At 43.6% G+C, this 26,251-nt stretch carries 27 protein-coding genes and 1 tRNA gene; 9 read left to right on the top strand and 19 right to left on the bottom strand.

Annotated features, from left to right (window positions below; translation table 11 throughout):
* From G9G53_RS02225 to G9G53_RS02195, 7 genes are all read right to left on the bottom strand, one after another.
* The gene (locus G9G53_RS02225; RefSeq protein WP_069012850.1) at positions 1–1,080 is read right to left on the bottom strand and encodes an ABC transporter permease; all 1,080 of its coding nucleotides are present in this window, start codon (positions 1,078–1,080) and stop codon (positions 1–3) included.
* A complete protein-coding gene (locus G9G53_RS02220) occupies positions 1,073–2,611 on the bottom strand; it encodes an ABC transporter ATP-binding protein (RefSeq protein WP_029516472.1) in 1,539 nt (512 codons plus the stop codon). Before G9G53_RS02220 ends, G9G53_RS02225 begins: the two co-directional genes overlap by 8 nt.
* Before the next feature lie 141 nt (positions 2,612–2,752).
* Positions 2,753–3,790 (bottom strand): BMP family lipoprotein, encoded by a 1,038-nt coding sequence (locus tag G9G53_RS02215; protein ID WP_165145041.1) that lies wholly within the window; start codon positions 3,788–3,790, stop codon positions 2,753–2,755.
* A gap of 378 nt (positions 3,791–4,168) precedes the next feature.
* A complete protein-coding gene (rplT, locus tag G9G53_RS02210) occupies positions 4,169–4,528 on the bottom strand; it encodes a 50S ribosomal protein L20 (RefSeq protein ID WP_007429517.1) in 360 nt (119 codons plus the stop codon).
* A gap of 51 nt (positions 4,529–4,579) precedes the next feature.
* Entirely contained in the window at positions 4,580–4,780 is a 201-nt protein-coding gene (rpmI, locus tag G9G53_RS02205; protein WP_013309379.1) for a 50S ribosomal protein L35, read from the bottom strand.
* Positions 4,781–4,800: 20 nt separating this feature from the next.
* Positions 4,801–5,298: a translation initiation factor IF-3 gene (gene infC / locus G9G53_RS02200; protein WP_010349250.1), complete on the bottom strand. Its 498-nt coding sequence runs from the start codon at positions 5,296–5,298 to the stop codon at positions 4,801–4,803.
* Between the two features lie 309 nt (positions 5,299–5,607).
* On the bottom strand, positions 5,608–6,846 hold the full coding sequence (locus G9G53_RS02195; RefSeq protein ID WP_029516470.1) for a glycosyltransferase family 2 protein: 1,239 nt from the start codon (positions 6,844–6,846) through the stop codon (positions 5,608–5,610).
* A gap of 610 nt (positions 6,847–7,456) precedes the next feature.
* On the opposite strand from G9G53_RS02195, the gene G9G53_RS02190 reads away from it, so the two are divergent.
* Both G9G53_RS02190 and G9G53_RS02185 read left to right on the top strand, forming a co-directional pair.
* Positions 7,457–7,984: a phosphatase PAP2 family protein gene (locus G9G53_RS02190; RefSeq protein WP_165145038.1), complete on the top strand. Its 528-nt coding sequence runs from the start codon at positions 7,457–7,459 to the stop codon at positions 7,982–7,984.
* A gap of 51 nt (positions 7,985–8,035) precedes the next feature.
* Positions 8,036–9,169 carry an MGDG synthase family glycosyltransferase gene (locus G9G53_RS02185; RefSeq protein ID WP_029516468.1) on the top strand — a complete coding sequence of 378 codons (1,134 nt, stop codon included), beginning with the start codon at positions 8,036–8,038 and terminating at the stop codon, positions 9,167–9,169.
* A gap of 41 nt (positions 9,170–9,210) precedes the next feature.
* Here the strand turns inward: G9G53_RS02185 and trmB are convergent, their stop codons facing one another.
* Together trmB and G9G53_RS02175 are read right to left on the bottom strand one after the other, a co-directional pair.
* Positions 9,211–9,924, bottom strand: a complete 714-nt coding sequence (trmB, locus tag G9G53_RS02180; protein WP_165145035.1) for a tRNA (guanosine(46)-N7)-methyltransferase TrmB — start codon at positions 9,922–9,924, stop codon at positions 9,211–9,213.
* 104 nt (positions 9,925–10,028) lie between these two features.
* Complete coding sequence (locus G9G53_RS02175; protein WP_013309373.1) at positions 10,029–10,226, bottom strand: hypothetical protein; 198 nt, start codon at positions 10,224–10,226, stop codon at positions 10,029–10,031.
* A 306-nt stretch (positions 10,227–10,532) separates the two neighbouring features.
* Between G9G53_RS02175 and G9G53_RS02170 the strand changes: the two genes are divergently transcribed.
* From G9G53_RS02170 to G9G53_RS02155, 4 genes are all read left to right on the top strand, one after another.
* A complete protein-coding gene (locus tag G9G53_RS02170) occupies positions 10,533–11,486 on the top strand; it encodes a TIGR01212 family radical SAM protein (protein ID WP_029516466.1) in 954 nt (317 codons plus the stop codon).
* Positions 11,487–12,068 (top strand): class I SAM-dependent methyltransferase, encoded by a 582-nt coding sequence (locus G9G53_RS02165; RefSeq protein WP_029516465.1) that lies wholly within the window; start codon positions 11,487–11,489, stop codon positions 12,066–12,068.
* 169 nt (positions 12,069–12,237) lie between these two features.
* Positions 12,238–13,212, top strand: coding sequence for a type I phosphomannose isomerase catalytic subunit (locus tag G9G53_RS02160; protein ID WP_029516464.1), 975 nt, complete (start codon positions 12,238–12,240; stop codon positions 13,210–13,212).
* 25 nt (positions 13,213–13,237) lie between these two features.
* A complete protein-coding gene (locus G9G53_RS02155; protein ID WP_165145032.1) occupies positions 13,238–14,245 on the top strand; it encodes an alpha/beta fold hydrolase in 1,008 nt (335 codons plus the stop codon).
* A 98-nt stretch (positions 14,246–14,343) separates the two neighbouring features.
* Here the strand turns inward: G9G53_RS02155 and G9G53_RS02150 are convergent, their stop codons facing one another.
* The 3 genes from G9G53_RS02150 to G9G53_RS02140 all read right to left on the bottom strand — a co-directional run bounded on the left by G9G53_RS02150 (position 14,344) and on the right by G9G53_RS02140 (position 19,209).
* Positions 14,344–14,874 carry a YfiT family bacillithiol transferase gene (locus G9G53_RS02150; RefSeq protein WP_165145030.1) on the bottom strand — a complete coding sequence of 177 codons (531 nt, stop codon included), beginning with the start codon at positions 14,872–14,874 and terminating at the stop codon, positions 14,344–14,346.
* Positions 14,875–15,013: 139 nt separating this feature from the next.
* The gene (gene odhB, locus G9G53_RS02145; protein ID WP_165145028.1) at positions 15,014–16,312 is read right to left on the bottom strand and encodes a 2-oxoglutarate dehydrogenase complex dihydrolipoyllysine-residue succinyltransferase; all 1,299 of its coding nucleotides are present in this window, start codon (positions 16,310–16,312) and stop codon (positions 15,014–15,016) included.
* Between the two features lie 5 nt (positions 16,313–16,317).
* Positions 16,318–19,209, bottom strand: a complete 2,892-nt coding sequence (locus G9G53_RS02140; RefSeq protein ID WP_165145026.1) for a 2-oxoglutarate dehydrogenase E1 component — start codon at positions 19,207–19,209, stop codon at positions 16,318–16,320.
* 520 nt (positions 19,210–19,729) lie between these two features.
* Between G9G53_RS02140 and G9G53_RS02135 the strand changes: the two genes are divergently transcribed.
* Complete coding sequence (locus tag G9G53_RS02135) at positions 19,730–21,001, top strand: MFS transporter (RefSeq protein ID WP_165145024.1); 1,272 nt, start codon at positions 19,730–19,732, stop codon at positions 20,999–21,001.
* 222 nt (positions 21,002–21,223) lie between these two features.
* Here G9G53_RS02135 and G9G53_RS02130 read toward each other — a convergent pair.
* Positions 21,224–21,297 (bottom strand) — tRNA-Pro (locus tag G9G53_RS02130).
* Positions 21,298–21,414: 117 nt separating this feature from the next.
* Here G9G53_RS02130 and G9G53_RS02125 point away from each other — a divergent pair.
* Positions 21,415–21,720, top strand: a complete 306-nt coding sequence (locus G9G53_RS02125; protein WP_165145022.1) for a hypothetical protein — start codon at positions 21,415–21,417, stop codon at positions 21,718–21,720.
* 43 nt (positions 21,721–21,763) lie between these two features.
* Here G9G53_RS02125 and G9G53_RS02120 read toward each other — a convergent pair whose 3' ends face one another.
* Positions 21,764–22,168 carry a hypothetical protein gene (locus G9G53_RS02120; protein WP_165145020.1) on the bottom strand — a complete coding sequence of 135 codons (405 nt, stop codon included), beginning with the start codon at positions 22,166–22,168 and terminating at the stop codon, positions 21,764–21,766.
* Positions 22,169–22,452: 284 nt separating this feature from the next.
* Here G9G53_RS02120 and G9G53_RS02115 point away from each other — a divergent pair, with 284 nt between their 5' ends.
* Positions 22,453–22,665, top strand: a complete 213-nt coding sequence (locus G9G53_RS02115) for a helix-turn-helix domain-containing protein (RefSeq protein WP_016820594.1) — start codon at positions 22,453–22,455, stop codon at positions 22,663–22,665.
* Positions 22,666–23,116: 451 nt separating this feature from the next.
* On the opposite strand, the gene G9G53_RS02110 is transcribed toward G9G53_RS02115, so the two are convergent.
* From G9G53_RS02110 to G9G53_RS02095, 5 genes are all read right to left on the bottom strand, one after another.
* Complete coding sequence (locus G9G53_RS02110; RefSeq protein ID WP_165145018.1) at positions 23,117–23,839, bottom strand: hypothetical protein; 723 nt, start codon at positions 23,837–23,839, stop codon at positions 23,117–23,119.
* A 195-nt stretch (positions 23,840–24,034) separates the two neighbouring features.
* Entirely contained in the window at positions 24,035–24,409 is a 375-nt protein-coding gene (locus tag G9G53_RS02105; protein WP_165145016.1) for a hypothetical protein, read from the bottom strand.
* Between the two features lie 145 nt (positions 24,410–24,554).
* A complete protein-coding gene (locus G9G53_RS26690) occupies positions 24,555–24,689 on the bottom strand; it encodes a hypothetical protein (RefSeq protein ID WP_274385797.1) in 135 nt (44 codons plus the stop codon).
* A complete protein-coding gene (locus G9G53_RS02100) occupies positions 24,689–25,531 on the bottom strand; it encodes a barstar family protein (protein ID WP_165145013.1) in 843 nt (280 codons plus the stop codon). Before G9G53_RS02100 ends, G9G53_RS26690 begins: the two co-directional genes overlap by 1 nt.
* Positions 25,532–25,595: 64 nt before the next feature.
* The gene (locus tag G9G53_RS02095; RefSeq protein ID WP_165145010.1) at positions 25,596–26,243 is read right to left on the bottom strand and encodes a hypothetical protein; all 648 of its coding nucleotides are present in this window, start codon (positions 26,241–26,243) and stop codon (positions 25,596–25,598) included.
* Between the last annotated feature and the right edge of the window lie 8 nt (positions 26,244–26,251).

Here is a 26,251-nt window from a genome sequence, read left to right as displayed (position 1 = left end):
TTACAACACCTTCTCTTTCTTCCGCTTGGAGTAGAGCGGCTTCACAACCCAACGTACAATACCTTGGGCCGCAATGAAGAAAATAATCGAGCCAATGACAACCCGGATAATTTCGGGCGGTACATCTGCGCTAAAGCTCATCCCCGCAGAACCATACGTAAGCGTTCCGAACAAAACAGAACCGAGCAGCACACCAAATGGGTTATTCATCCCAATCAGAGCTACGGCGATACCGTCAAAACCGGTTCCTGGTGATCCTGCCATGACAGATTGGTAATGGAATACTCCCAGCACTTCAAAGGCCCCTGCTAATCCGGCAAAAACTCCACTAATGAACATCGCTTTTATAATATTACGATTTACATTCATACCTGCATAACGGGATGCATCCTGATTAAATCCGACAGCCCGCAGCTCATAGCCCTGCTTTGTTTTCCACATAAAAATGTAGAAAAAGACTGCTGCCAGCACAGCAATAACCGTACCCCAATGTACCCGAGCATTCCCCATCATCTGGGACAGCCATTCGATGGAAATTGAAGCAGAAGGCTGAATATCCACAGAACGATTCTCACCTTCCATAAGTGCGAACTGATTGATCACCAAATTAGCCAAATACAGGCCGATCCAGTTCATCATAATACATGTAATAACTTCATTCACGCCTCGTTTGGCCTTCAAATAGCCAGCAATCGCAGCCCACAGGCCTCCGAAAACTGCGCCTGCAATCACAGCCAAAGGTGCATGAATGATAGCTGGCAACCCATGGAGTTTAATGCCCACAATCGAAGCAGCTGTCATACCTACCAGAAACTGACCTTCGCCACCAATATTAAACAATCCGGCGCGGGCCGCAAAAGCAAATGCCAACCCCGTCAAAATCAGCGGAGTCATCTCGCGGATAGCCTCTCCAAAGTTATAAGAATCTCCGTATACACGGCTAAACAAAGCAGAATAGGCCACAATAGGGTCATACCCGCCAATCAGCATCACGATAGCACCCAGAAGGAGACCCAAAATAATAGAGACCAGCGCCAGTACAAAGGAGTCTTTTGTGAATATTTTCAATAGATTAGCCATTCTCTACTCCTTTCTTCACTGCACTTCCTGCCATCATCAGCCCCAGTTCCTGGTCATTCGTTTCTTCTGGCAGCACTTCCCCGACAATCTTGCCCTCATATATGACAGCAATTCGGTCGGATACATTCATAATCTCGTCCAGTTCAAAAGATATGAGCAACACAGCTTTACCTTGGTCCCTCTGCGCAATCAGTTGTTTCTGGACAAATTCAATAGCTCCAACATCCAGACCGCGTGTAGGCTGTGCTGCAATGAGAAGGTCCGGATTTTTATCAATTTCACGTGCAATGATAGCCTTCTGCTGGTTCCCACCAGATAATGCTCTTGCCTTCGTGTGAATATCCGGTGTTCTAACATCAAACTTTTCGATGAGACTTTTAGCCTGTTTCTCTATAGCATCTTTGTTCAAGAAGCCATTTTTACTGTAAGGCGCCTGGTAATACGTCTCCAGCACCATATTTTCACTCATAGAAAAATCCAGCACCAACCCATGCTTATGACGGTCCTCTGGTATATGTGAAACGCCTGCCTCTGAAATTTTGCGTGGTGACTGATTGGCCACCTCTTGTCCGAGCAAACGAATGCTCCCGCCATCCACCTTGCGTAAGCCTGTCAAAGCTTCGATCAGCTCACTCTGTCCATTACCATCTACTCCGGCAATCCCCAAAATCTCGCCCGCCTTGACCTGCAGGTTCAACTCATTTAGAACATGAATACCATCCTTGTTTTTAGAAATTACATTGTTCATTTCCAATACCGTTTGTCCTGGTTGCGCAAGCTGCTTGTCCACTTTAAAGGACACACGACGGCCCACCATTTTCTCAGCCAGCTCATTTGGTGTTGTTTCAGACGTCTTGACCGTATCAATAACCTGACCTCGGCGAATGATCGTAACGGTATCCGCAATTTGCATGATTTCTTTAAGTTTATGAGTAATAAGAATAATTGATTTGCCTTCAGCCACCAAACGTTTCATAATATCCAGCAACTCAGTGATCTCCTGTGGTGTCAGTACAGCTGTAGGCTCATCGAAAATCAGAATATCTGCACCGCGATAAAGCGTTTTAATAATTTCTACACGTTGCTGCATACCCACAGATATATCCTCAATTTTGGCATTCGGATTCACCTGAAGGCCGTACTGCTCAGACAACCGCTGTACTTCTGCGGCAGCCTTTTTATAATTGATTTTCAGACCCTTACGTGGCTCCGAGCCCAGGACAATATTTTCGGTAACGGTAAACGGCTGTACGAGTTTAAAATGCTGATGCACCATGCCAATCCCCAGATCAATCGCCTTATTTGGACTATCAATCTGTACAGGTTTACCTCCGATTTCAATGGTCCCTTCATCCGGCTGATACAGTCCGAAAAGAATATTCATAAGCGTAGATTTACCCGCGCCATTCTCACCCAAAAGGGCATGAATTTCTCCCTTATGCAGCTTGATGCTGATGGAGTCGTTGGCAACGATGCCGGGGAATCGTTTTGTAATTTGCTTTAACTCAACGACGGGGGTCGCTGCATCCATGAGATCACCCTTATACACTTTATAGTATGTGCTCCAATGAGCTGATTTTGCCCGTTATAATCCATATAACTCCAGACGTAAGAACAAGGCTAGTCTTATGAACCAGCCTTGTCGCCACCTCTATATTCTTCAATCCAAAACTTATTTCGAAGGAACTGTAATTTCGCCCTTAATAATTTTTTGCTTGTATTGTTCTACAATATCAAGCACGTCTTTAGGTACGTTTTTCGTTGATGTGTCTGCCAAACCAATGCCATTATCCTTCAGAGCCAGTGTTTCGACACCGCCCTTAAATTTACCGTCAATTACTTCTTTAGATACGCGTTTTACAGCTTCATCTACACGTTTTACCATCGAAGTCAATGTTACGTCGTCACCAAATTCAAGCGATTGGTCTTTATCCACACCAATAACCCATACTTGCTGACCTTGTTGCTTACGTGCGAGTGCTTCGTTAAATACACCTGTACCAGATCCGCCAGCTGCATGGAAAATAATATCTGCACCGCTGTTATAGATCGTCGCAGCCGCTGCTTTACCCAGATCCGGCTTATCAAATGCACCTGTGTAGTTAACTTCCAATTTTGCATTTGGATTTACAGCTTTAATTCCTGCTTCGAATCCTTTTTCAAAACGTTTGATCAACGGGCTATCTTGTCCACCCACAAAACCAATTTTGTTTGTTTTGGTAAGCTTACCAGCTACAACCCCCACCAAGAAGGAACCTTCATTTTCAGCAAAAACAACCGATTTTACGTTAGGCGCATCCACGACACTGTCAATGATCGCCAAATTCTTGCTCGGGTTGTCTTTCGCTACTTGTCCAATCGCATTCGCCAGATTAAAACCGATTCCCCAAGTCAGGTTAAAATCACCCTTAACAAATTGGTTCAGGTTAGGAATATAATCTTGATCAGATTTACTTTGCAGGTATTTAACTTTAACGCCTGATTCTTTCTCAGTGGCTTGTAGTGCCTCCCAAGCAGATTGGTTAAACGATTTGTCGTTTACTCCACCCACATCTGTAACCATGCCGATTTGGACATTCGATGTTTTGGCAGAACCACCTGTGTCTCCACCATTTGCGTTGGACGCACCTTGATTTTTGTTACCGCAGCCTGCGAGAATGACCGAGATCGCCAGCAGCATAACCAAAGACATACTGAACATTTTCTTCATGCTGATACTGTTCCCCCTTAGTGTTAGATCCCTGGACTGTCTCTTTTCTTTGAACATGTACATGCTCATGCATGTCATTTACTGACGAGACAGATCGTACAGAAGACTTACTTTAGAGATTATACAATTATGATCGGCTAAAATCTAGACAATTAATAACCTTGGGTCAATTTTTTTTAAAACCTCAACAATGTAAGCGCTACAATCTTAAAAAAAACATACATTCTTCCATCCTACGTCATATTTATTCGTATTTTGGAGAAAACAAAGTCTTTTCCGTACCATTGAGTATGTACAAAAAAAGGCATCCCTACACAGCGTACTGCTTGGGATACCTCTTTACCACTTTCGTGGTTTCCACGCCTTCATTATGAATAATTAAGCGTTGATTTTGCCTTTAGCAACAGTTGCCAAAGAGTTGAATGCATTAATATCATTGACTGCAAGATCAGCCAAGATTTTGCGGTTAATGTCCACACCAGCCAATTTCAGGCCGTGCATCAATTTGCTGTAAGACAAACCGTTCAAACGAGCTGCTGCGTTGATACGCACGATCCACAGTCTGCGGAAGTTACGTTTCGTCTGACGACGGTCACGGTATGCGTAAACAAGCGATTTCATTACCTGCTCGTTAGCTGTTTTAAAAATGCGGTGTTTGGAACCAAAATAACCTTTAGCAAGCTTCAATACTTTTTTATGACGACGACGAACGACGAATCCGCCCTTTACTCTTGCCATATCAAATGACCTCCCAAATAATGTTTATACTTCATTCATTGCCGTGCTGTGCTATTTCAGGTTAGCAAGACCTTGTTTCAGACGCTTAACGTCCCCAGGTGCCATCTCAGGGTTAGTACCCAGAACGCGTTTTGCACGTTTGGATTTGTGGGAAAGCAAGTGGTTTTTGTAAGCTTTGTAACGCATTACTTTACCAGTACCGGTAATTTTGAAGCGGCCTTTAAGGCTGCTATGTGTTTTCATTTTAGGCATTGAACTTCCTCCTTAATTTGTCATTGACTCTTTGGAGCCAATATCATAATCATGCTGCGTCCTTCGAGCTTGGGTTGGCGCTCCACGGTACAAAGATCAGCAACTTCCAATTTCACACGTTCGAGAATTTTTTGACCCACGTTAGCATGAGTAATTTCACGACCGCGGAAACGAACGGAGCATTTCACCTTGTCCCCTTCATTCAGGAACTTCACCACATTGCGAAACTTGGTTTGGTAGTCATGTTCCTCGATGTTGGAACGGAACCATACCTCTTTGATGTCAACGATCTTCTGGTTTTTACGGGCTTCCTTTTCTTTCTTCTGTTGCTCATAGCGGAATTTTCCGTAATCCATAATCCGACACACGGGCGGCTTCGCTTGAGGCGCCACGTTCACGAGATCCAAGTTTGCGTCAATCGCCATTTGCAAAGCTTCACGCGTCGGTTTAATCCCGATTTGCTCACCGTTCGCACCAACTAGACGTACTTCTCTCACTCGAATCTCATCATTGATCATATGTTCCTTACTAATAACCCTCCACCTCCAGAACCTGTTATTGTTGTATTGTGTTTAAGCACAAAAAAGGGATGACGACTACACAGCCGACATCCCTGTCTGATACTCAATTCATCATGAAAGTTCAATTCACAAATCATTGGATCATGACCAGCCGGCAATACCGGGCAGGTGAGAAGTCGGACCTTCTACTTGTTAATCCATACTTTTCAATTAACATACTCAAATATCTTATCACGGTGCAATCGAGGTGTCAACACTTTAATAAAAATTGATGACACCGATCTCTAGTCCTATTCCACCGTCTAATTACCCTTGCTTGCTCTGAACCTCTTCTAGGCGAACGACACGCGTATGCTGGGTATGGCTCCATTGCTTGTTGTTTTGTGTGAAGAACGCATAGACCGTAATTGGATACCACGATATCGCATAGACCGGGAACAGCAATAAGTACAGATATACTTTTTTGAATGTGACCTTTTCCAAAATCATTGCGAGCACAAAAGTAGCAACATTCAGACCAATAGCTATAACACCGGTCCAAGCTGGTAACTGTACATAGATGTTCTCGATATTAGGTCCACCAAAGAAGGCGATATCTATCCACATAGCTACTGTCATCAAGAAGGTGAGCAGTACGATATACACGTTCAGACCATAAAGAGCCATATCGAATTTAATCAGGCTTCTATGCTTGATACTTTGCCACAGCAACGGGAAGAAATAACGACGAGCGACCGTGAAATGACCTTGCATCCAGCGCAGACGCTGTCTGGACGAGGCTTTGAACGTCAACGGCTTTTCATCATATACCTTGGCATCGTAATTAAATCTTGGATATACGTTGCACTGCGTGCAGCGCATGGTGAATTCCAAATCCTCTACGAGACTTGTCGCACCCCAGCCCATTTCCTTAAGCAGATTTGTTTCAAAGCACATGCCTGTACCACCGAGGAAATTAGCCATGTTCAGATTGTGACGTGACAGCTGCCACAAACGGTTGATGTACCAATAAGATACCCCGTATGCCGCTGTAATCCAAGAATCCTCAGGATTCTTAGTATCAATGTACCCCTGGATAACACGGGCACCTGTACACAGATCATTGTTCATTTCACTCAAAAAATTGGTATGCGCCAAATTGTCAGCATCAAACATGACAATGGCATCATATTGGCGTGGCATAGCCCATAATTCCTTGAGCATCCACTCAATAGCGTAGCCTTTACCACGCAGATTCGGATTCGTACGTTCACAAGCATTCATGCCGTGAGCGCGAACGATGTCCGCAGTCTTATCTGTGCAGTTATCACAGATTACGAACACATCGTAAAGTTCCTTCGGATAATCAAGTTGCTTCAAATTTTCCATCAACGCTCCGACAACCTGTTCTTCATTGTGGGCAGCGACTAAAATGGCAAATGACTTTTCTGGAGCCGCGTGCTCTTTCCTTTTCTTCCGAACCAATCCGAACAAGGAGAATGCAAACTGATAGACTGCGATCACCGCCAGTATGACCTGGAGCGTCACAAAAATAGCGTCTAACATGATCTCTTGTTACCCCCTTTTTATACCCCTTAAAATCTTGCGTTTGTTTGTTTTCTATCTGTGTAGCGCAAGTTGCGGCGCTTTTCGCGCCTTTTCTGTAGTTTTTGACCCGACCCTTGCTTTCTTCATTGGCTGTGCGCAGCCCCCTTTTGGCTGACACAGGAACGCCATTACGATTTTCGTTGGTTTTCAATCTTTTGTCAAAGCCCTTAAACCGGTCTCAGCAGCAAAAAAACACAACAAACTCCCGTTTAAACCGGGAATGCAGCGCTGGACTTCTCATTCATGACGTTTAGGTCTTATTTTCATCCATTTGCTAACTTTTTATTTCTTTGGTCCCTCCTTTTTGTGGGCCAATTAGCAACCACTTCTAAACACTCTATCTTATTAGACGGTTGAACGCAAAGAAAGTTATACAATACAGCTTATATTCCATTAACATTTTTGTGTAGAATTGAACCAAGTAAGTTATGAATCTTTAGTGATTCTTGAAATGAACAGCGTTTAAAAATATGATGAGAGCAAGAGAATAATTACTTATGGTCTGATTATGTCAAAATGACTCAAAATATTTGCCGACTGACCTGAACCGGCAACCGGAGGAAACCAAATGCAACGTCTAGTCGTAAAACTTGTAAGTCTGGAGCAGCAGTTGTTCAAATGGATCAACGGACGCTTACACAACCGTTTTTTGAACTTCTGGCTTTATTATCTCACACATTTAGGCGGGGCTACCTTTACTATAGCCTCCACACTCCTTATTTGGTGGCTCGCTCCGAACCCGTGGAAAGATTCCGGTATGAAGGGAGCCATCGCTCTTGGGGTCAGTCACATCCCCGTAGCTATCGTTAAAAGGCTGTACCCGCGGATTCGCCCGTATTTAGCGCTACCAGGTACAAATACATTCCGCAACCCCTTGTCGGACCATTCTTTTCCCTCAGGGCACACGACCGCTATTTTTTCAGCTACCGTGCCTTTTATGCTACAGTCACCGATGCTAACACTGCTGCTGTTGCCTGTAGCGACAATTGTAGGTTTTTCTCGGATTTATCTAGGTCTCCACTACCCAACGGATGTACTTGCAGGAGCGGTGATCGGAACGTCTGCAGCAATAGGAACGGTTGCATTCTGGCCTTAAAGCCGATATGGTATGATTGAGAACATCCCAGCAGGAACAGGTGAAATGAGAGTGGCTAAAAAACGAGTGTTATTATTATCGGAAGGTTTCGGTGCCGGACATACTCAAGCTGCCTACGCGCTCTCAAGCAGTTTGCGGAAGCTTTCTCCGAATGTGCAGACAAGAGTGCTGGAGCTGGGGAGTTTTTTGAATCCAAGAATGGCCCCCCTTATTATTACAGCATACAAGAAGACTGTCGTATCGCAGCCTCGCCTAGTCGGATTGGTTTACCGTCATCAGTACAAAAAATCATTAAACCGTCTTACAACGCTCGCTTTGCACCGTCTGTTCTACACGCAGACCCGAAACATTCTCCGGCAGCTTCGTCCCGATTTGGTGGTATGTACTCATCCCATCCCAAGCGCGGTAATTTCACGTTTGAAGCGCTTAGGTTTACATGTTCCGCTTTGTACTGTTATTACAGACTACGATGCACATGGAACATGGATTAGTCCCGAGGTTGACCGGTACTTTGTATCTACGCCTGAAGTCATGCGTAAGCTGCGAGCACGCGGAGTACCCGTCTCGAAAATCCAGGTGACCGGTATTCCCGTTCATCCAAATTTTTGGGAACATCCTGGGCACGATGAAATTAGAGAACAATTTGGACTTAAACCCATCCCGACCGTACTCGTTATGGGTGGCGGCTGGGGCCTTATGAATGACGAAGTTATACATCGTTCGCTTACTCAGTGGAGAGAGAACATTCAATTTATTTTTTGTTTGGGGCATAATGATAAAATTCGTCGTAAAATGCAATTAGATCCCAGGTTTAATCATCCAAATATTCATATCTTCGGATTTACACGGGAAATCGACAAATTAATGGAGGTATCGAATCTGCTCATCACCAAACCCGGCGGAATGACATGCACCGAGGGATTGGCTAAAGGGATTCCGATGCTGTTTCACAAACCTCTCCCTGGACAGGAGGAGGAAAATTGTCAATACTTTACGGCTCAAGGCTACGGAGAACCGATTACTTCGCTGGATGTTGTCGTGAAATGGATGAACCGACTGCTACACGATTTTCCAGAAATCGTCCGTAAACGACAGGAGCACGTCCACAATGTAGCGCGATATTATCCTCTTCAGAGCGCACAGAGTATTTTGGATATACTGGAACCGAACAGGGTGCTTTCCTAAAAGGAAGCACCCTGTCTTATTTTATCCATTTGATCTTTTTTTTATTTCCCGTACTTTTCAAGGCGTGTTTTTCCGTACTCTTCCAAAGCATCTTGGCCGATCAGCACTTCGACTCGATGAATATTCATACCCTTGCCCATGAACTTTTGTTCATATTCCGTCATGACATGCTCCTCGTTGATCCCCTCACGATGAAGGTTTAACGAAATATTCGTCTTTTGTAAACCGCTATCGGCAAACGAATTCAAAGAAAACTCAAATAGTGTCTCCGAATCAGTCTTAAAATGAATTTGTCCTTTGCTGTTCAAAAGCTGACGGTACTTGTCCAAAAAACGCGGATGCGTCAAACGACGACGTGCATGCTTGGCTTTAGGCCAAGGATCACTAAAATTTAGATAAATGCGTTCAATTTCTCCTGGTTCAAAAACATTCTCGATCTGTTCAATGTTTGCCAGTGCCAATTTAATATTAGGCGGCGTATCAACCTCTGAATTACTCCAGGCCAGACGGGACTTTTCTGTTGCACGGCGAACCAGCTCATCATACATATCAAAGCCAATATAGTTAACCTCCGGATTCCGGAAGCTCATTTGGCTTATAAATTGCCCTTTACCCATACCGAACTCTACATGAATGGGACGATCATTACCAAAAAGCTGTTGCCATTTCCCCTTATACTGTGCCGGCTCCAAGATGACTAGGTCCTGCTGTTCTTCCAGACTTTCCCGTATTCCTTTTCTTCCGCGTAAACGCATGTTACTCCTCCATATACTCTGTTATCAAGGAAAAAGGAATTTCACCCCCGCTTGAAGATACGGAAATGAAATTCCTTTTTCAATATATTTGGATTGGGGTCCAACTAATTTAATTGTTCATAGTCTACCCCATCAGCAGGTGAAAAATCAATTGTCTTTTGGCAAGCCGCTCTGATTTTTTGACGTGCGGTCGTTCCAATCTGACGATCCTGCCCAAAACGGACACCAGTCAATGCCAACGCCTCATCAAAGGTTAACTCAACAGTAACTTTATCCATACGCGTCTTATCCTGCGCATTCATAAAAGATCACCTCACGGGTTATTTGTGATGGAACCGACGTGCACTTACCCTAAAACAGGCGATAGAAACAGCACAGCTGCCTCCCTGAAGAATAATCATTAGCAACGGATAACTTTTATCTTCAGGATCGAAAACAGTCCTTTTATTGTATGTCTGGTACCGCTTACAATATAACATATTGTGTAACCTTTTTCAATCCGAAACGCCATGAAATCCGCACATTTTATTGACTTGTTCGGTCAAATGATTCCCAATGAAGACTAATTTTTGTTACAATAGGGTGATCGTAAAAAAAGGAGTACACCCATGAAAACAGATTTATTGCCTGCTCCTCTCCTGTGGGGAGATAAACGGTTCCACACTTGGAATTACGAAATGCGTGAGCAATTTCAAAATAAAGTGTTCAAAGTCATGCTAGATGCGGGTTTTACCTGTCCGAATCGCGATGGCTCCATCGCTAAAGGGGGCTGCACCTTTTGTAGCGCACGCGGATCGGGTGATTTTGCCGGGCGTCGTCGTGATGATCTGGTCACCCAGTTTAATACGATTCGGGATCGACAGCATCTAAAATGGCCAAACGCCAAATATATTGGCTATTTCCAAGCCTACACGAATACGTATGCCCCGGTTGAGGAACTGCGAGAATACTTTGAGGTAATTCTGGAGCAGCCCGGCGTTGTCGGTCTGTCCATCGCTACACGTCCTGATTGCCTGCCTGACGATGTAGTGGATTACCTTGCCGAGCTAAACGAACGCACGTACCTGTGGGTCGAAATGGGTCTGCAAACCGTCCATGAATCGACCTCAGAGCTGATTAACCGCGCTCATGATACTCAATGCTATCTGGAGGCGGTGGAAAAGTTGCGCAAGCGGAATATCCGCGTGTGCGCCCATATTATTTATGGTCTGCCCCAAGAGACGCATGAAATGATGCTTGATACGGGACGTGCAGTAGCGGCTATGGATGTGCAGGGTATCAAAATCCACCTGCTGCATCTCATGCGCAAAACGCCTATGGTCAAGCAGTATGAAGCGGGATTGCTACGCTTTCTGGAAAAGGACGAATACGTGAAGCTGATTGTTGATACGCTGGAGTTTTTACCTCCCGAAATGATTGTTCATCGGTTAACCGGAGATGCCCCACGCGATTTGCTAGTGGGACCCATGTGGTCGCTCAAAAAATGGGAAGTGCTCAATGCCATTGATCATGAACTGAAGTCACGCGAAACGTGGCAGGGAAAATACTGGAGGCAACCTTAAATGGGATTCCTATCCGTCCTGAGCTACGCTCATCAATTGGTGGCTACGCGGGTGCAGCCAGGCGATACTGCTATAGACGCTACCGTCGGTACAGGAGCAGATACGTTATTTCTGGCAAAAGCTGCTGGCAAACGGGGCCGTGTCTATGGCTTTGACATCCAGCAAGAAGCACTGCATTGCGCCCGTCGTCGACTGGAAGAAAACGCTTCACCTTCATTAGCAGAAGTATCGCTACTACTACAAGGTCATGAGCAAATGCGGGAGGCCGTTCCGGACATGCTGCATGGCAAAGTCGCTGCGGTCATGTTTAACCTCGGCTACTTGCCATCCGAAGGCGCCGATCCTACGGTCATCACGCATACGCATAGTACGCTCGTCGCACTGGATGCTGCCTTACAATTGCTGCGACCACGCGGCATTCTGACTGCCGTACTCTATCCAGGGCATGCTGGAGGAAGTGAAGAAGCAGATGCCGTTCTTCAATGGGCTTCTGCTCTCCCGGTCTCCAGCGGTCAAAGCATTATTTATCGTCAATTACAACGAGCCGCTTCACCTTACGTAGTGGCAGTTGAGAAGAAATAATGTCGGATTTTAAACTCAGGTTATGAGCGGCTTTTTTAGCCGCCTTACATATATCATTTTTTTAGCTCGTTTGGGCGCTATTCATCCCAGTTTATTGCCCATCAGCACGTTATTGATTTCCCTATTCTGTTAGATCACACTCATTTACTCATTATGGAGGAGAGAAATTATGCTAAAGCCATACCCGCTGCAATTTCAACCTGAGTTCAAAGAGAGAGTTTGGGGAGGACGGGCCTTAGAGCAATTTGGTCTAACCCCACCAGAAGGACATATCGGGGAAGGATGGATGATTGCCGATCATCCAAACGGAACAACAACGGTCATCAATGGTGAGCTGGCAGGCAAAGGACTGGATGAAATTCGCGAGACCTACGGGCAAGATTGGCTCGGGGCCAAGGGTGTATCGGAAAAAGGCGGACGATTCCCACTTTTGATCAAACTACTGGATTGTAATGATGACTTATCCGTTCAGGTGCATCCGACAGATGATTACAAAGGACTTCCAGCCGGAGAATTAGGAAAAACTGAAATGTGGTACGTGCTTGATGCCAAGCCGGATGCCAAGATTATTTATGGTCTGACCGAAGGTGTAACCCGCGAGAGTCTGCGTACAGCTCTTGAAAGTGGGGACATCCTCGGCAGTTTGCGCCAGGTTCCAGTCGAAGCAGGCGATACATTCTTCATCCCCGCTGGAACCGTACATGCACTGTGTGCAGGCGTTGTCGTTGCTGAAATCCAGCAAAATTCGGATACTACCTATCGCTTATATGACTATAATCGCCCCGGACTGGATGGCAAGCCTCGTGAGTTGCATATCGAGGATTCCCTCAATGTAACCTCCTACGCAGGTGCAGGCGCAACAACGATGAAAACGGACGGCTTACAGCCTGGAAAATGGCTCCAGCTGGCAGCCTGTGAGTATTTTGTTGTGGAAAAGGGTATCGTAGATGGAAGTTGGGCACTTTCTACAACGGAAGACAGCTTCACCATTCTCGTGATTTGTGAAGGCAGTGGGACCATAACATGGAACAATAATACCGAGTCTCTTTCCTGTAAAGCTGGAGATTGCTTCCTGTTGCCCGCTAACCTGAGCGGTTACACGCTGAATGACGGAATGACCGTACTTAGATCTTATCTTCCTTAAGGCTTAAAGGATGTGATGTCTAATTATGCGGGAATACACCTTCACCATCGCTGAAAATGATGGAACAGAGCTTTTTGCCTACCGCTGGCTGCCCGATCAGAATTTGCCCATTAAGGGGATTGTTCAAATTTCGCATGGTATGTGCGAGACGTCCTATCGGTACATCCGACTGGCCGAAAAGCTTACTGCTTGCGGTTACGGTGTGTATGCCAACGATCATATCGGTCACGGGCGCACGGCTGGTGATCCTGATAAGCTGGGTATGCCAGGAGCTGATGCGTTTAATCGAATGGCAAATGGCATGCTGGAGCTAGGCGAAATTGTGGCTAAGGAATTCCCTGAACAGTCTCGTTTTTTGCTGGGTCACAGCATGGGGTCCTTTTTAACCCAGAAAATTATGTATGACGATCGGCAGACGTATCATGGGTTTATTTTATCGGGAACCAACGGAAGACGTGGTCTTCTAAAACTCGGAGAGCAAGTTGCTCTACTGCAAGCCAAACTGCAAGGAATGGATCATCGCAGTATGTTGCTCAACGCTATGGTCTTTGGAGGCTTTAATCGTGCCTTTCGTCCGGTGCGCACAGCGTTCGACTGGCTGTCCCGTGATCCTGAGGAAGTAGATCAGTTCGTGCACGACCCATTATGTGGAGCTATTTGCACGACAGGCTTTTTTCTGGATTTTTTCAGGCTATTGCAAGAAATCCATTGGCCTTCCTCGCTGAAACATATCAATCCCAAACTGCCAGTTTATATTTTTGCCGGGGATCGTGATCCAGTGGGTTTGTTCGGTAAAGGCGTGTTGTCACTAGTGCAAATGTATCGAAGCCTAGAGCTTCAGGACATAGAGTATCGCCTCTATCCTGATGGTCGCCATGAGATGCTTCATGAAACAAACCGCGACGAGGTGATGAGTGACATCGTAGACTGGCTCGACCGTCATGTTAATACAGAGGTGACCTCTGTTTCCACATTGTCTGGAGCCTCCGATGAACCTGAACAATCAACCTCGTCCAAGTCATCAGCCTTGTGAGGAAATAAGAAAAGAAACCTTTAAAACCACGATTAAAGTGGGATTGAAGGTTTCTTTTCTTATTCCTTTTTATTTTCCATTTGGGTTAGTTTTAAAAATCACCATGCATTTAGTTCTCTCAGGGAAGTAATATGAGCTGTGTGATGTTTGCCATGCCAGGCATAGATACCGATGTTTCGTTCCAGGCGGATCGTCTGGCCCGATTCAGGATGAATAAACGATCGGTGTAGCTGATCCTCTCCCAACGATCGCAACACGGTCACCCACCGTTCATGCAGTCCTTCTAGCAATTGCAACGAGGGCTCCAGTGGAAGTTCCCTGGCGTCTGGTATTTCGGCCCAACGTCCCTCATCATATGGCTTGATCGTCGGTGTATCCTCCGTCAGCGCCAGTTTAAAACGGATATAGCTGTTCATATGGCTGTCTGCCACATGATGAACTACCTGCCTTATCGTCCAGCCCCCTTCACGATAAGGCGTATTTAGCTGCTGCTCATTCAGTCCTTCGACCGCCAGACGCAGCTGTGCAGGCAATTCAGCAATGTCGTGAATCCATGCGATAAGCTGTTCTTCTGTAATGGTGTCTGGAACAACGAATGATCCTATCGGATAGCGCAAGTCTTTGTCCAAAACAGTTCCCGCCCTTCTCTACATCTACTGACAGTAATGTCTGTAGCCTTATGTGATAACTATGCAGGAAAAAAAGCAAACTCGCAAGAGTCTGCTTTTGTCATACACGTAAAGAGGAGATACACTTACCCCATTTATTTTATCCTTCCAGTAACAATGATTCCGGATCTTCCAGCAATTCTTTGACCGTTACCAGGAAACGAACTGCCTCACTGCCATCAATAATCCGGTGATCGTAGGACAACGCGATATACATCATCGGACGATTTTCCATTCGTTCCTCGTCGATGGCAATCGGGCGAAGTTGGATTTTATGCATTCCCAAAATCCCCACTTGCGGCGTATTGAGAATTGGCGTAGACAGCAGGGAACCGAAAATACCTCCATTGGTTATGGTAAAAGTTCCTCCTTGCAAGTCGGCCAGAGAAAGCGAATTGGAGCGTGCTTTGCCAGCCAAATCTGCAATGCTCTTCTCGATCTCAGCAAAGCCAAGACGATCGGCATCCCGTACAACTGGCACAACCAAACCTTCCTTGGCAGATACAGCAATCCCAATATCATAGTATTTTTTCAGTACGATATCATCGCCATTAATTTCAGCATTCACGGTAGGGAAGCGCTTGAGAGCACCAACCACTGCCTTTGTAAAGAAGGACATAAAACCCAAGCCTACATCATGTTTTTCCTTAAACTTATCTTTACGGCGTTTACGCACATCGAGAATGGCGGTCATATCCACTTCATTAAAAGTGGTCAGCATGGCAGCTGTCTGCTGTGCTTCAACAAGACGCTTAGCGATCGTCGCTCTGCGACGAGACATGCGCTGGCGTTCCACAGGCTTGCTGTACTCCGTTTGAGCTGAAGACGGAGGCGCAGGCTTGCTAGTAGCGGGAGACGCAGATATAGATGCTGCACGTGATACTTCAGCGCTGTTATGCGTTTTTACGTCCTCCTGGAATACACGTCCGAGCGGGTCCTTTCCCTGTACCTGCTCAAGATCAATCCCGCGCTCACGCGCTAACTTCCGTGCAGATGGTGATGCCGTCTGGCCATTTCCGTCGCTATTCGATGAAATAGGCGGTGCAGACTTTTCTTCTACTTTAACGCCGCCTCCTACGGAAGACGGTGAAGTCGCTACGGACGGTGCTTCAGGCGCTTGAGTCGCTGCAACTTCTCCAGCACCGGTTGAATCCGCACTACCACTGCCGCTTCCGATCAGACCAACAGCTTCACCAATGACCACAGTATCTCCCTCCTGACGAAGGATTTTCTGCACCACACCTGCTTCTTCCGCACTAATTTCCAGATTGACCTTATCGGTTTCCAACTCCAGCAGAACATCTCCCTGTCCTACGGAATCCCCTTCCTTCACAAGCCATTTGGAGATTGTTCCCTCCGTGATGGATTCTCCCATTGCCGGCACTATAATATCGCTCACAGCCGCTACCTCCCCAGTGTAATATTGTTTTTGGAATCCTGCTTCAACGCCGATTGAATAATTCGCTGTTGTTCTAGGCTGTGTACTTGCTGATAACCGCTGGCCGGGCTTGAACGATCTGGTCTGCCTGCGTAACGAATTTCCGCTCCCTGTGGCACAACATTCCGCAGGCGAGGTTCAATGTAACTCCAAGCCCCCATATTTTTAGGTTCTTCCTGAGCCCATACGAACTCCTTAACATGCGGGAAGCGACCGAAAATATTCCGAATTTCCTCTTCCGGGAAAGGGTATAACTGCTCCACACGAATAATATGCAGACGCTCTTCTGCCTCATTCTTATCCTTTTCCAATGCTTCTTCGAGATCAATGGCAATCTTGCCACTGCACAGTACAATGCGTTCTACACGATCCGGACGTGCACCCAGACCAGGCTGTTCCAACACAGGACGGAATGCTCCTTCGCTAAATTCAGAAGCAGGCGAAGCGACACGATTATTACGAATCAGGCTCTTCGGCGACATCATCACCAGCGGGCGGGCTTCCTCACTTTCGCTTAATGCAGCCTGACGGCGCAGCAGATGGAAATATTGGGAGGCACTGCTCAAATTAGCGACAGTCCAGTTATTTTGTGCGGACAACTGGAGAAAACGCTCCAGACGTGCGCTCGTATGCTCTGGTCCTTGTCCTTCGCTACCATGCGGTAGCAGCATCACCAGACTCGATTTCTGTCTCCATTTGGCACGGCCTGCGGAAATAAATTGGTCAAAAATAACCTGTGCACAGTTGGCAAAATCGCCGAATTGTGCTTCCCAAATCACTAACGTTTCAGGAGAATACACGTTATAGCCATATTCAAAGCCAAGGACAGATGCCTCAGACAATGGACTGTTATGAATACTGAACGAAGCACGTGCTTCCGGCAATGTATGCAACGGGCAATGTGTACGGCCTGTTTCAGGCTCATGCAGCACAAGGTTACGGTGAGCAAATGTAGCTCGCTCCGCATCTTGGCCTGTCATACGAATAGGCTTGCCGTCTGCGAGAATGGTAGCCAAAGCCAGCGTCTCCGCCAAGCTCCAATCTACCTTTTCACCCTCGTTCAGAGCGGTTTTTCTACGCTGTAAAATTCGATCCAGCTTCGGATATACGTGAAAAGACTGTGGCCATTTGAGTAAGTTTTCATTGATTTGGCGCAGTTTTTTCAATTCCACTGCAGTACGTACCACAGAACTCTGATTCTTTTTCGCCTTCACAGGAGTAATCTCCGGCTCTTGTTCCGGTTGATTCTTCACCTGCTCATGCGCTTCCTTCAGTCTGTTTTGCACCTTTTCAATGAGGCCGGCACTAAACGCTTCGTCCACAATCCCCTGCTTCATCAGCTTTTGAGTATACAATTTGCTCACCGTCGGATGATTCTTCACCTTACGATATACCAGCGGTTGTGTTGTTTCCGGGTCATCGGATTCATTGTGACCATAACGACGGTAACCAATCAGATCAATCAGAAAATCCTTCTTGAAACGATTGCGATATTCGCCAGCCATACGAGCAGCTGCAATACAAGCTTCGGGATTATCCGCGTTCACATGCACAATTGGAATTTCATAACCTTTAGCGAGATCACTGGCATAACGGGTCGAACGGGAATCAACACTCTCTGTCGTAAAGCCCAGACGATTATTCACAATAATATGAACTGAACCGCCATTTCGGAAGCCGCGCAAATTCGTGAAATTAAGTGATTCTGCCACGATACCTTCACCTGGGAAAGCAGCATCACCGTGCATAATAATGGTAGCTGCCTTGCTCACATCCAGCTTCGGATAACCAGCCTCACTGCGGTCTTCCTGTGCAGCTCGTGAAAATCCTTGTACCACCGGATTCACATATTCCAGGTGACTTGGGTTATTCGCCAATGTCAGACGGGCCTGCACCGCTCCCCCATCTTTTACAAAACGATCAGCACCCAGATGATATTTCACATCGCCAGTCCAGCCATAGTTAATTCCTGTGGAACCTTCCGACGGGATCAAATCCTTATTCGGCGAATGATGAAATTCAGAGAAAATTTTACTGTAAGGCTTGCCCAGCACATGTGCCAGTACATTCAAACGGCCGCGATGCGCCATACCCATCAGGACATGACTTGCTCCTGCATTTGTGGTTAGACGAATGATCTCATCGAGAACAGGGACAAGCACATCATTACCCTCGATGGAAAAACGTTTCTGTCCGACGAATGTTTTATGCAAAAACTCTTCAAACTGTTCTACTTCTACCAATCTGCCCAGCAACGACTTGCGTTCCTGTGTGGTGAGGGGCTTGGAGGACCAACCAGATTCTGCATAGCTGTTCAGCCAGCTGCGTTCCTCCTCGTTATGAATATGGCTAAATTCATAGGCAATCGGACCTGTGTATGCTACACGTAACCGTTGAATGGCTTCCCATCCGTTAAGTGTTCCCGCAGGAGCGTTATCCCATATTAAAGAGGCTGGAAAAGCCTTCAAGTCTTGTTCAGTTAAACCGTAAGATGCTGGATTAAGCAAGCGTGTATCCTGCTCTGCATCCAGTTCCAGCGGATCGATTTGGGCGGCTAAATGTCCGTATTCACGGATATTCCATACCATTTTACCCGCTGTAACCGCTTTCTGTAATGTATTCGAATCAAGATGCCCCAAAGCACTTGTGGGGGGGCCTTGCAATTTGTTGTCTATCATGGAAGCAGCCGAGTATTCGGATTGTGGCGGCTCACCCCATTGATCAAATAGCTCGCGGTAAGCCGGGTCAACCGTTCCGGGGTCCGCTACATACTTTTCATACTGGTCCTGCACATAACCTAGATTAGGTCCGTAATACGCCTGCCAAGGTACCTGTCTGCTGCTCTCTTCCATTGTCATCTCGTTCCCTCCGTCAAATTTTGAAATTCATAGCTGGACGGAAATCATTTTCATTTTTTTATTAATCTTCAATTTAAGTTGTTCACAATATGCTCACATTATATGAAATTCTTCATCAAAAGTCGAATTTCACAATTCTTATTCCTCTTCCATTGTATAAAGTTTTCTAGCTATGAGCATTTCCTTTTTCTCAACATATCCATGCGTAAATGAGATGAATCGGGCTAATCTGTAATCAAACACCTGGCAACTTAAATAACCAGCCGTCGAATATCAACTGACAGCTGGTTATTTAGTCTATGTTGCACCTCATAACGCCAAACGAGTTTGAATGCAACTTCCGAGTCCACCCCACTATGATTACCGTCAACAGCAGAATTTAAAAGGCAGAAGGTCCGATACGATGCAAATTCAAACGTAAAGTGACATTAAAGTCACTTTTCTGTACAATATTCCTACTTTTCACTATTATTTTAATTAGGCATCTAAAAACCGCTTTGAAAGCGAAAGGGATGGAACTGTGACTGGACTAAAACAAGTACTCAGAAACAAGAATTATGTCAGGTTTTTTCTGGCAACCTTCGCCTCACAAATGGGAGGAATTATCGGGGTTACTGCATTCATGTTTTATTTGTTGAAACGGTTTACAAATCAGCCTTATTATGCAACGCTTGCCGAGTTAATGTATTCGCTTCCTATGCTGGTAGTATTTCTCGTAGTTGGAGTGCTGGCAGATCGGATGGACAGACAAAAAATTGCTGTTAATTGTGACTGGATCAGCGCTTTTTTATCCTTATGTTTGCTTATTTTTATTTGGGTCGATTCGATTCCTTTGATATTTGCCCTCCTGTTCATCCGTAGTGCTGCCTCCAAATTTTTCTTCCCGGCCGAAAGTGCCATTATACAGGGAATATTAAGCGAAGATGATTACACCATTGCCGCAGGCCTCAATCAAATGATGGGGAGTCTTTTCATGCTATTCGGAGGAACTCTCGGGGCCGTCGTTTACTGGCACTTTGGAATTACTGGAGCCATCCTAATTGATGCTGTTTCTTTTATTGTGTCTGCACTGCTTATTCGTTCCTGCAAAATTCCAAAGGAAGTACGCCTTCCGAACGGGGCACATCAATTCAAACAATTAAAATTCAAACTTGTCATGATCGATTTTAAACAAGGGTTTCTTTACATATTACGCAACAGACTATTGCTTTGGTTGGTTTCAGGCTTTTTTATGTTCGGTATTTTAAATGGTGGTTTTAGCGTTTTACCGATGTTTATTCTTAAATACAAGCTAGCTCCAGGCAATTACGAGCAGTATATGGTATGGACGGGTATTATTTTTGGGGCTGGTGTGTTGCTTGGTACCCTAATCGCTTCTCTCATCTCTGCCAAGCTAAAACTACACCAAATGATTGCAGCGGGAGTTCTGGTAGCCGGAATGGGTATGTGCACACTTGGATTTGTTAACCACATCTATGCTTTCCTGATTATCAACTTTGTCATCGCACTGATACTTCCGTTCATTAACATTGGTATAGGAGGATGGCTTCCTCGTATTGTAGATCCTCAAATGATGGGACGTGTGCAAGGTTTGATTAATCCGTTAATGATGCTGTCCCAGTCTCTTACATTAGGTTTCATTGCTATAAGCTTTCCTTCATTTATTTCAATTGAAGTCTTGTTTTTATTAGTTGGGATCTGTACCGTTATTGTAGGAATATACTACACTATTGTGCTTCCCCGTTATGCTGATTACAATACTTCTTCCAAGACCCTTCAGGAAACTTTATAGGGAAACTGAAAAAGTCATACAGCAGACCATTCCGCCAGCGATTGCGATTGTTGAGTTGCCACTTCTGCCTCCGAATCCAGTTCAGAGGTGGCTTCATACATTCGTTGCATACGACTAGCTCGTCAAAACCCAGTAGAGACAAAGACTAATAGGGTATGTAATATTCAAAAAAAAACGCCCGGCAGACGCATTAGCTGCATCAGCAGGACATTTTGATTGAAATCGGAGTAGCGGGATTCGAACCCACGACCTCACCCACCCCAAGGGTGCGCGCTACCTAGCTGCGCTATACCCCGATAACCCAGTGTATGTAGATCGATGCTGTTATTTACTATTATATTCTGGTCATAAAATCCTGTAAAGGGATTATTTTCACGTTAAGAGGTCAAAAACAGAGATCATAGGAGCTAACCATGCAAAGCAAAAAATTACTTATCCCCATTGCATTACTTCTTTTAATACAGTTAAGCGTTCCTATCTGCTATACCTTTGCACAGGATAACCTTGTCATAGATCATGAAACGAAAGAGAGATTCAAAGAACAGTATGGCTTGGAAGGACCTCAGTCACCTATATTAGAGCAGCAGCAAAACATTTTATTCGGAGGTGATTGGGGCTTTAGTCCTTCTGCCGATGCTGTGATGCTGGAATTGACCATATGGATTCGGAATCCGCTCATTTTCATCAGTCAACAACTGATATATTCGGTGAAATCATAAGCTTTATTTCGACAAGTTCCATGATATAAAGCATAAGAATCATTTATTTCGTAGCAAATTGTCTGCCACCTAAGGTCACTTCATCCTTCTTATTGAAAAGGTTTAATTCAATAGGTCCCCTACCATGTAGCCACAGCAGTTCATCGAATAAAAATGTCAGTCCATCCTTGCCGCGTAAGCGTTCGATGATCTCCGTGACAACTTGCATAACTTCCCCTTGTACACCCTCTGCCAGTTGCAAACCTCCGCTTTCTCCATCCAGGTAAAGATGCGTATGATATGACTGCTCCACCTTCTTCACATGGCGCAGACACAGTAAGCCATTTTCGAGGTAAAAGAAATATTGACGGTCATAAAGAACCCCTTCGCATATCTCATACATATGAGGGTAATCATACGGCCCCTGAACCATGGATACCCGTTCCAATTCCATTACCGATTCTGTCATACATCCTCGCTCCATTCCTTTGTTCAAAGTTTCTTATTTGCCAATATGCTCTCTTTTACAGGTAGTTTTTCAAACTAGGCTGTTGAACGATAATTAATTGCTAATTGTAAAACGTTTTGATACGATAAGCATATTACTATGACGTTCACAAATAACATCTCAATAAACCAAATGCACATTACAGTGTTATTTTTGTTGTTTCTAGAATACATTGAATAGTGTTTATTGTCAATACTTTGATGGGTTTTTTTAACACTATAGAGTGCATTTATCTGGAGGAAAATATGATAAAGATTCATCTTTCCCGTATTATGGGCGAAAAACGAATAAATATTGCCGAGCTTTCTCGCATGACTGGATTACATAGAAACGGAATCACCAAACTTTACAACGAAGAAACAGACGGTGTGAAATTTGATACGCTAGATAAAATTTGTAAAGCTCTAGACTGCCATGTTCAAGATGTTATCGAGTATGTAGAGGATGATACAAATTAGTAAAATGGACTTCTCTTGTTATGGGAAACTGTTTCAATTAGGTTTAGAACCGGCGTACTCCCTAGTGAACTGATCGAATACTTGCCAGAGAGAGCCGTTAACATTCTTACGGCTCTCTGTTCTTTGTGTAATATTCAAAATACTTTTTTACCGATCTTCCACTCAATTAAATTTGAACAATGTAATCCCTTTCTATCAGGCCACTTTAAATATATTTCTCCCACATATTATAAATGTCGAATAAAGCATTGGGTCATTTATATTTTCTCATTTCACCCTTTTTTCCTGTATAAACTTGTACAATCCATACAGTTTCAACTCCTCTTAAACCCATAGAAAAGAAAAACCACATAGAATCAATCCATGTGATTGGAGTGCAAACTCACTATTAAAGAAACATCTTGGACCGAATAAAAAATCGGAACATGTTTTTGCTCTCAATTTAATTTGATTATTTCCTATTACCTTGAAGATTCTTTACAGTTCCAGTAATGGCCTGATAGTGATTAATAATTGAGTTATTTTGAGGATTAGAAGCAAAACTGTTAGAGATTTTATAAGGTCTTCTATTAAAACTATTAATTCCACCTATATTTTTAATAGAAGGGCCATAATTTTGATCGTAGTACCACTCACCATCTAACGTATGGATAAAAAATTCTCCTAAGAAATAGCTTGATAACAGAACGTTTTCCTCCGTCGGTTCTGAACTTAGCAAAGCTTCGATGGTTTTTAGCGACTTTTCATCTTTAAAGTTCAGATTATTTACCTCGACAAATTTCTGTAGCTTCTCAAACCATCCTTTATCCAAAAAATTTGCAGGAGGAAGCGTATCTTTAGGCACATTCTCTTCAAACCATTTTAGAGCATGCTCATCAATAATCTTTCCTAGGGTGATAAATATATCTCGTAATGACTCTTCATCCTCATAGTAATGGAATTTATCTATCTTTGATCCATCAATGAAATAAAAGCTATACACTGATTCGGACTCAGTCATAAAAGTAATGCGTATTGCATTCTCTGTCCAATAACTTTTATCGATTTGGATTGTTTCCTTAAATCCATTGACTACTCTTGTAAAAAACCAAGTATTGTTTAAATGCTCATAAGTAAAGTTCAAAGCAGCTAATTTGTTCCCTATGGTTTTTCTGATAATATTTGATATTTTCACAAAATATTCTCCTTACAAGATAATTGGAACATGCATCCGTGGAACAGGAAAAATCCTCCTACTCTCAATTTAACGAGCAAATGATCATCTTAGAGCATGTTGTCTCCTAATTATATATTTTCAGAATGAGGAGCTAAAAAGAAACCTCATAGAGATTTATACTCCATATGGTCAAAATAACTATACAATTAATTTTTAATCGTTCAAGAGTTCCTGATTTATTCTTTTCATTTCTTTAAGGCACAAATCAATTCTGTCTAAATCTATGACTGTTTTATCAACGCCAGCTACAAAAAACAACTTTAGCCAGAAAGCATCCTCCTGAGCGTAATTTTCAATAGCTTGTTCAATAGTTTCTTCTGTTAATGACTTCACAATAATATCTGGTGGCGATGCAGGAATAAAATTAATATTCTCTTTGGTCATATAACTAATTAGATTTTTTGGGGTACATACAGCAACAGAAATATTAGTCCCATCTTCAAGTTCAATAAATACATCTATATTATCATCCTCAATATCTGCTATCTGAGATAGTGAAGTTGGATATACAATTTTTTTCACTTTCATTTGGGCCTCCTCATTTACCGTAAACTTTATATATGATATCAATAACTTAGCCATATTAGCCTTAGCCAAAATGTTCATTTGGCCATTATTCATTCTAAAAAACACTCTTGCTCCTTTTTCCCCCTTAAGTAATTAATATCTCTTGTTAGATTTCTTTTTCCATTTCCCGTATTAAAATTTCTTTTAAGGAATTTGCCACAAGTTCATCTGCTTCTAAATGTTCTTTCCCTTCGTTTTTACTCATTTCAGAGTATTCTTTCATGTCAAAAGGTGGTTGCATTAATTTATATCCATTTCAAAATCCCCTTCTTGCTTTGCTATCTTATTCGAAAAAAAATTCACGGTAACACCACCTGATACTAAGATCGTTAAAAGATCCATAAAATATTGCTGTGGTGAAAATCCATAACATCTCTCTTCTTGATCCCATTCTTCCTCGAATCTTTCCAAGAAATAATGTGCGTTTTTCCAATGGATCGTGAACGGTCCTACTGTTCCAAAACCTCCACAGAGACAGTCCGATATACTGTCCAAGCTAAATCCATAGTACCCTCCGGGTCCATTAATCGCTTCACCAAGTGCTATGAAAACTGTTGTAAAATCAGATATGTATTCGCCGTCCAAGGTGTAGACTTCTCCTCGTTTATCCAGTCTAGCAAAATGATTAGATGCAGAATGTATTCTAGTCACGTTTAGCCACCCGGACCGTTCTTCTTTAGAAAAGCCTTGCCATATATTATTTTCAAGCGACTGAGCACCCTTTAAAAACTCCCATAATCTTAATTCCACAGGGGAGGGCTTCGTTTCAAGTATACCTGTTAACTCCAGATTGAAGTTTCCTTTATTGTAGTTTAGTTTATGGATTATGTAGGATTCAGGTAGGTGATAATGATAGCTTCCAATCACTTTTTCTTCATCATTTAAAATAGCAATGTACAAGTTGTGTACAGATTGTTTTGTCTTTATTATGTTTCCTATGAAATCCTCATTAAAGACAAATTGTTCAAAAATAACCTTTTCATACGTTTCGACAATGATATCACCCGTTAAGCCAACCACATCTCTACAATAACCAACCGTGAGCCCACTTTCATCGTCAATGACAGCAAATCTATATTTCATATCATATCTCCTCACAATAGTTTTAAGGAATGTAGCATTTAGCATTTCGGAATAGAGCCAATAATTAATCAATTTGAAGCCTATAAGGATTGAGATCCTCTACACTTTTTATCTTTTTTAGATCTTCTGTAGGTATTGCAAAATAAATTTTTTCCTTCTCGGACTTAAATGTTAACGAAGCATCATACTTCTTTTCAACAATCCACTGCTTTATTTCCAACATCTCTTGCAGATAGTGAGTGGCCGAAAAGTTACCTTTAATACAAATTGAAGCTTCTGAGGAGAGTTTTTGACTAACCATAGAATAGCTTGGAACCTCGTCATGGTAGGTTAAAGCATCCTGCCCCATACTAGATACATTTACGATGACTTCTGCATCTGATCCTGTAACTTGCTTTGTTTTTTGTGTTACAGCTTCTTTTAGCTCATCTCTCCACACAGAAGAGGCATAGTCATCCATCATTTGCCCATAATAGTCTTCTTCCACCAAAAAAGAAATCCCTAATCCAGAGATCACATTAGCTATAAATTTATCATTCTTAAGGTCATAATCTACTGAATCAATTTTCCAGTTCATAGTGTATGTTTTATGTAGGTAGTCAGTAACGTTGCTCCGAAATTTGACTCTTTCAATTGGACTTCCTGTTGTAATGGATACAACTATATATGCAATGACAATGATGATCACGAATAAAACAGCTTTTTTTACCACTCCAACCA

Source organism: Paenibacillus sp. EKM206P (genome assembly GCF_011066155.1).
GTDB classification, from domain to species: Bacteria; Bacillota; Bacilli; order Paenibacillales; family Paenibacillaceae; genus Paenibacillus; species Paenibacillus polymyxa_D.
Note: the sequence above shows the minus strand (reverse complement) of the source record. Positions and strands in the feature narration are given on the sequence as shown.